Below are 7209 nucleotides of genomic sequence, written 5' to 3'. Positions count from 1 at the left end.
ACGCCGGGTTCCGGCTGGTGGTCGGCGCGAACCACGACGCCCGGTCGATCGAGACCGTGTCCACGAACCACACGTCGGCCGAGTTCCTGTGCACCGACATCAACCACTACGACATGCGCCGCCTGCCCCGGACGCGGGTGTTGTGGGCGTCGGTGATCTGCACCGAGGTGTCGCCGGCGGGCGGCAACCGCAAGGTGCGCGGCCAACAGGCGTTCGAGGAGTTCGGCGCCGTGAAGTCCCCGACGTTCGAGCGCACCCGGGCCTGTGCCCTGGATGTGCTCCGGGCGACGGAGCTGCACCGTTACGACGCCGTGGTGGTGGAGAACGTGGTGGAGTTCGCCCGGGACTGGGAGCTCTACGACTGGTGGGTGGAGGGCATGTGCCGGCTGCGCCCGGGCTACCGGGTCCAGACCGTCAACGTGTCCGCCGCCCACGTCTACGGCGAGGGCAACGCGCCGGCGCCGCAGTGGCGGGACCGCATCTACATCGTGTTCACCCGCAAGGGCATCCCGCTCCCGGACCTCGAGCCGAGGCCCCCGGCGTGGTGCGGGCGCTGCGAGGCCCTCGTGGAGGGCCGCCAGGCGTGGAAGCGCCCCGACCGGCGACGGATCGGCAAATACGGCCAGCAGTACCTCTACCGCTGCCCCCATGACGGCACCGTGGTCGAACCGCTGGTGGCGCCGGCCGCCACCGCCCTCGACTTGACCGACATCGGCACCCGCATCGGGGACCGCGCCCGGCCGCTCGGGGAGAAGACCCGGGCGCGGATCCAGTGGGGCATCGACACCTTCGTGCAGCCGGTCGTGGCTCAGGTGGCGGGCAACACGTTCGAGCGGCCCGGCTACCACCGTGCCCGCCCCGCCTACGCGGCGCCGCTGACCACCCGCAACACGACCGGCGAGGACGCCGTGGTGACGCCGTCGTTCTTCGTGAAGAACTACGGCGCTCTGTCCGAGGCCCGGTACAGGTCGCACCCGATCGGCTCGCCGCTCGGGGCGATCACCACCAGCGACTCCCACGGCCTCGTGTCCGCCCCTCTGCTCGTGAACGCGAACCACGACGACGTGCGGGTCCAGCCCGCCGGGGCCGGGCCCCTCTCGACACGGACCGTCAAGATCGGCGACCTGCTGCTGTGGCCCGAGCCGTTCGTGGCCATGGCCCGCCGCAACGGCACAGCCACCGCCGTGGGGCATGAGCCGTTGGCGACGGTGACCACCAGCGGCCGCCACCACGGCCTGGTCACGCCGCCCGGGGCGTTCATCGTGAAGAGCTACGGCGGCAACGCCAAGCCCCAGCACCTCGCCAAGCCGCTCACCGACCCGCTCGGCACCATCACGACCCAGGACCACCACTACCTCGTGGTCCCCTACCGCAAAGGCGCCCGACCCCGCCCCGCCGGCGCCGGGCCGCTCCCGGTCGTGACCACCATCGAGAACGCGGCGCTGCTCACCGCCGCCGAGCGGGTCGAGCTCGACGACTGCCACTACCGGATGCTCAAACCCCGCGAGCACGCCCGGGCGCAGCGCTTCACCGACGACTACCTGATCACCGGCAACCTCGGCGAACAGACCCTCCAGGTCGGCAACGCCGTGCCCTGCAACACCGCCCAATGGATCGGCACCCAGCTGCTCCAGGTCCTGGAGCCGACGGCGTGACGGTCCAACTGCGCCGCACGGGTGGCCCAACGATCGTGCGGGGGGACTGCCTCGCCCCGGCCCTGACGCTGCACCGAGACGCCGCCGGCGCCGTCTACTCGCTGTGCCCGACCTGCGGCGAGCTGGTCACCGACTCGGTCGCCGCCGATGGCGGCCCCCACCAGATGCAGCTGGTCGGCGACGTCGCCTACGGGCCCGGGATCTGTGTCCCGTGCGGCCACGACATCGGCTCGATCGGGATCGAGGTCACACCGTGACCGCCGACGTCTACGACGACTTCGTGGCCAGCAAGGTCGCGGTCAGCGGCTGGCACGGCTTCGACATCGACCCCGCCGTCGATGTGCATCCGATGCTGCTGGACCACCAGCGGGCGATCGTGGCCTGGGCGGTCAAGGGTGGGCGCCGGGCGATCTTCGCGGCGTTCGGCCTCGGGAAGACCTTGATGCAGCTCGAGATCGTCCGGCTCGTCATGGCCCGGGCCGGTGGCCCGGGCCTGATCGTCGTGCCGTTGGGGGTGCGCCAGGAGTTCGCCCGGGACGCCCGCTCGTTGGGGATCACCACCCGGTTCATCCGCCGGGCCGACGACATCGACCCGACGCCCGGGGTGGTGCACCTCACCAACTACGAGACCATCCGCGACGGCCGCCTCGACCCCGCCCTGTTCACCTGCATCTCGCTGGATGAAGCGTCGGTGTTGCGCAGCTACGGGTCGAAGACCTCCACCACGTTCCTGGAGGTGTGCTCGGCGGTGCCGTACCGGTTCGTCGCCACCGCCACGCCGTCGCCGAACCGGCACAAGGAGCTGCTGCACTACGCCGGGTTCCTCGGCGTCATGGACGTCGGCCAGGCCCTGACCCGCTGGTTCAAACGCGACAGCCAGAAGGCCGGGAACCTGCAGCTCTTCGAGCACAAGGCCGACGAATTCTGGCTCTGGCTCGCCAGCTGGGCGGTGTTCCTGCGACGGCCCAGCGACCTCGGCTACAGCGACGACGGCTACCTGCTGCCGGACATCGAGGTCGTCTACCACGAGGTCCCCGTGGACCACACCGCGCACGTCGACGTCGACCGGGACGGCCAGGGCCGCCTCTACCGGGGCGCCGAGCTCGGGGTCGTGGCCGCCGCCCGGGAGAAGCGCGCCACCCTCGCCGCCCGGGTCGCCAAAGCCGCCGACATCGTCAACGCCTCCCCCGACGACCACTTCGTGCTGTGGCACGACCTCGAAGACGAACGCCGCGCCTTGAAAAAGGACCTGCCCGACGTCGTCGACGTGTACGGGTCCCTCGACCTCGACACCCGCGAACAGCGCATCATCGACTTCTCCGAGGGCCGCCACCGGCTGCTGGCCACCAAACCCTCCCTGTCGGGATCCGGGTGCAACTTCCAGCGGCACTGCCACCGCGCCGTGTTCGTCGGGATCGGCTTCGACTTCAACGACTTCGTCCAGGCGATCCACCGGCTCCAGCGCTTCCAACAGACGCAGCGGGTGCGCATCGACCTGATCTACGCCGAGTCCGAGCGCGAGGTGCTGCGCACCCTGCTCGACAAGTGGACCCAGCACAAGGAGCTGACCGCCACCATGAGCGACCTCATCCGCCGCCACGGCCTCTCCCGCACCGACATCGGCACCACCCTCACCCGCACCATGGGCGTCGAACGCATCGAAGCCGCCGGCGACGGGTGGGTCGTAGCGAACAACGACTGCGTCCCCGAAACCGCCGCGATGGACGACGACTCGGTCGACCTGATCGTCACCAGCATCCCGTTCGCGAACCACTACGAGTACACCCCGTCGTACCGGGATTTCGGGCACACCGACAACAACGACCACTTCTGGGCGCAGATGGACTACCTCACGCCCGAGTTGCTGCGGGTCCTGCGCCCGGGGCGGATCTACGCCTGCCACGTCAAGGACCGGATCGTGTTCGGCAACATGACCGGCGCCGGCTACTCGACGGTGTCGCCGTTCCACGCCGAAGCGATCCTCCACGCCCAGGCCCACGGCTTCGAGTACATGGGCCTGATCGTCGTGGTCACCGACGTCGTCCGGGAGAACAACCAGTCCTACCGGCTGGGCTGGTCCGAGAACGCCAAAGACAGCTCGAAGATGGGCGTCGGGTCCCCCGAATACGTCCTGCTGTTCCGCAAACCCCAGACCGACCGCACCCGCGGCTACGCCGACACACCGGTGACCAAGGACAAGGGCGTCTACACCCGGGCCCGGTGGCAGACCGACGCCCACGCCTTCTGGCGCTCCAGCGGTGACCGGCACCTCACGCCCGCCGAGCTGGCCGCGCTACCGGCCGACGTCCTCTACAAGGTCGCCAAGGACGCCAGCCTCCACCACGTCTACGACTACGAGGCCCACGTGCGAGTCGGCGAGATCCTCGACGACAAACGCGCCCTGCCCTCGACGTTCATGCTCCTGGCCCCGGCCAGCTGGCATCCCGACGTGTGGCACGACATCAACCGCATGCGGACGCTCAACACCGAACAATCCCGCCGCGCCCAGGAACAGCACGTCTGCCCCCTCCAGTTCGACATCGTCGACCGGGTCATCGAGCGCTACAGCAACCCCGACGACCTGATCTACGACCCCTTCGGCGGGCTCTTCACCGTGCCCGTCCGCGCCCTGCACCTCGGCCGCCGCGGCCGGGCGGTCGAACTCAACCCCGCCTACTTCGCCGACGGCGTCAAGTACCTCCAAGCCGCCGAACGGCAAGTGCACATGCCCCGCCTTTTCGACCTCACCGCCCTCGAAGCCGACCAGGCCAGTGAGGGACGCCCGGCGTGATGCGCCTCTACCTGGGAACCCACGAGCCGAGCTGGCTGGCCCGAACCGACGTGCCGCTGTTCGTGTCCCACCGCCGGCTCGCCGGCCGCCGGCGGTTGCCCCGCGCCGTGGGGCCCTGGGCGTTGGACTCCGGGGGGTTCAGCGAGCTGTCCATGTTCGGCGCCTGGCGAACCCCCGCCCCCACCTACGTGACAGCGGTGCGCCGCTACACCACCGAGATCGGCGGACTGGTGTGGGCCGCGCCGCAGGACTGGATGTGCGAGCCGGTCATGATCGCCCGCACCGGGCTCAGCGTCGCCGACCACCAAGCCCGCACCGACGCCAGCGTCCTTGAGCTCCGCCACCAGGCCGACGACCTGCCGTGGGTCCCAGTGCTCCAGGGCTGGACCATCGACGACTACCGGCGCTGCGTCGACCTCTACGCCGCCGCCGGGATCGACCTGACCGCCGAGCCCCTGGTCGGGCTCGGCTCGGTGTGCCGCCGCCAGTCCAGCGCGGAGATCGAAGACATCGCCGCCGCTCTCGCCGCCGAAGGCATCCGGCTGCACGGCTTCGGGGTGAAGGCCCTCGGCCTCGGCCGCTACGCCCGCCACCTCGCCTCCGCCGATTCACTCGCCTGGTCCTACGCCGCCCGCCGAGCACCCGCCTTGGCCGGCCACCCCCACCGCAACTGCGCCAACTGCCTGCCCTGGGCACTGGCCTGGTACCACCGCACCCTCCGCCGAGCCGACACCCAACAACTCGCCCTCTGGGAACCAGCCCGCCAGGTTTCCCCAGGCGATCCGCCCGCGCCTACGCCGCCCGGCGGTCCTGAATTCGGCTCTACGGGCCACACAGCGCCCCATACACACGTTCGGGGGCCTGTGATCGCCGCCGGAACCACCGACATCCGGCGTTCAACCGCTGCACCCGCGCCAGCTCGGCGCGGCCGACTTCGTCGAGGTGACGACCTGTGACCCTCCAGGACCCCGCCGCGCTGATGTCCAATGGCGAGCGGGCATGGGGGCTCGCCGCCGCCCGAGGCGACCTCACGACGCCCGCTGCGGTCGACTTCGTGGCGAACATCCGATGGTCCCCATCGCTCGGCGCCGACCCCGAGCTGGCCGCCGCGATGGCCGAGGGCGACCGACGGAACCCCTCCCGAGTCCCCGACCAGAGCAGCGGCCCGCCATGGCGGGTCGACGTCAACGAGGACCCGGCCACCGCCGTGGCCCTCTCGACGCTCATTGCCTCGGCGGTCAACGACCCGTTGCCCGCCGAACCCAAGACCGAGCTCGGCTACGCCCGGCGGTTCATCCACGTCTACGGCGCCCGGCTCCGCTACGTGCCCCCGTGGCGGCAGTGGCTGGTGTGGGACGGCACCCGCTGGGCGCACGACATCGACGGCCAGGCCCAGCGGTGGATGAAGACGATCGCCCGGCGGATCACCACCGACGCCCTCGCCATCGCCGACCCCGACCGCCGCAAAGCCGCCCTGCGCGAAGCCAAGCGCGGGGAGTCCTCCGCTGGGGTCGCCGGGGCCCTCACCTTGGCCAGCACCGAACCCGAGGTCGCCATCGTGCCCGACGCCCTCGACGTCGACCCGTTCCTGCTCAACTGCGCCAACGGCACGCTCGATCTCCGGACCGGTGAGCTGCACGCCCACGACCCGGGCCAGCTGCTCACCAAGGTCACCGCCGCCGCCTACCGACCCGACCACCCCGGCACCGTGTTCCCAGGGTTCCTGGAGCGCATCCAACCCGACCCCGACATGCGCCGGTTCCTCGCCCGGTTGCTCGGCCACGCGCTCGAGGGCCGCCAAGCGGTCCACCTGCTACCGATCTTCCACGGCGACGGCGCCAACGGCAAGAGCACCCTCGTCAACGCCGTCGACGCCGCCCTCGGCGACTACGCCGCACCCGCCGATCCCGACCTGCTCTTCGCCCGCAGCTTCGACGCCCACCCCACCAGCAACGCCGACCTCTTCGGGCTCCGCCTCGCTGTCCTGCACGAAGGCGACGCCGGCCGACGCCTCGCCGAAGGCACCGTCAAACGCCTCACCGGAGGCGACGCCATCAAAGCCAGGAGGATGCGAGAGGACTTCTGGTCCTTCACCCCCAGCCACACGTTCGTGATGCTCACCAACCACCGGCCCCTGGTGAGCGGCAGCGACGAAGGCATCTGGCGCCGGCTCCGGCTTGTGCCCTTCCAGGTCGTGATCCCGCTCGCAGAACGCGACGACGACCTCGCCGCCAAACTCGGCCTCGAAGCCGACGCCATCCTCGCCTGGCTCGTGACCGGCTACCTCGACTGGCGCACCCACGGCCTTGACGAACCCGCCCCCGTGGCAGCCGCCACCGCCGCCTACAAAGCCGAATCCGACGCCCTCGGCCGCTTCCTCGACGAACGCTGCCTACTCGGCCCCCACCACCGCGCCCGCTCCAGCGACCTCTACAACACCTGGACCCGCTGGTGCACCACCGAAGGCGAAGAACCCGGCACCAACAAGGCCTTCACTACCCAGCTCCAGAACCGAGGGTTCGACACCCAACGAACCAAGGTCGGAGCCGTCTTCGTCGGCGTCGGCATCGCCACAGAGAGCGAAGGGTGACGGGTGTGACGGGTCCACAGCTTTGCGCCCCACACGCGCGAGACCGAACCTCCAAACCCGTCACACCCGTCACCCCACCCCGGTGGCGTCGATTGCCCCGACTTCGTGAAAGGACGTGCCGGGCATGACGAAGTCTCAAGGTGTCGACACGTTCGCGCCCAAGGTGACGGAGC

The 7209-nt window shown here is 70.5% G+C and carries 5 protein-coding genes; all 5 read left to right on the top strand.

Annotated elements, in window-relative coordinates; translation table 11 throughout:
• Positions 1-1655 (top strand): DNA cytosine methyltransferase (locus tag VK611_03275; GenBank protein ID HMG40316.1); only part of this gene is annotated, 1655 nt, incomplete at its 5' end.
• A complete protein-coding gene (locus VK611_03270; GenBank protein HMG40315.1) occupies positions 1652-1912 on the top strand; it encodes a hypothetical protein in 261 nt (86 codons plus the stop codon). The genes VK611_03275 and VK611_03270, both read left to right, overlap by 4 nt.
• The gene (locus tag VK611_03265; protein ID HMG40314.1) at positions 1909-4446 is read left to right on the top strand and encodes a DNA methyltransferase; all 2538 of its coding nucleotides are present in this window, start codon (positions 1909-1911) and stop codon (positions 4444-4446) included. The genes VK611_03270 and VK611_03265 overlap by 4 nt, the downstream gene beginning before the upstream one ends.
• A complete protein-coding gene (locus VK611_03260; protein ID HMG40313.1) occupies positions 4443-5402 on the top strand; it encodes a hypothetical protein in 960 nt (319 codons plus the stop codon). Before VK611_03265 ends, VK611_03260 begins: the two co-directional genes overlap by 4 nt.
• Positions 5399-7036, top strand: a complete 1638-nt coding sequence (locus VK611_03255; protein ID HMG40312.1) for a phage/plasmid primase, P4 family — start codon at positions 5399-5401, stop codon at positions 7034-7036. Before VK611_03260 ends, VK611_03255 begins: the two co-directional genes overlap by 4 nt.
• Positions 7037-7209: the final 173 nt, after the last annotated feature.

Source organism: Acidimicrobiales bacterium (assembly GCA_035316325.1).
GTDB lineage: Bacteria > Actinomycetota > Acidimicrobiia > Acidimicrobiales > VFJN01 > DASXTK01.
Note: the sequence above shows the minus strand (reverse complement) of the source record. Positions and strands in the feature narration are given on the sequence as shown.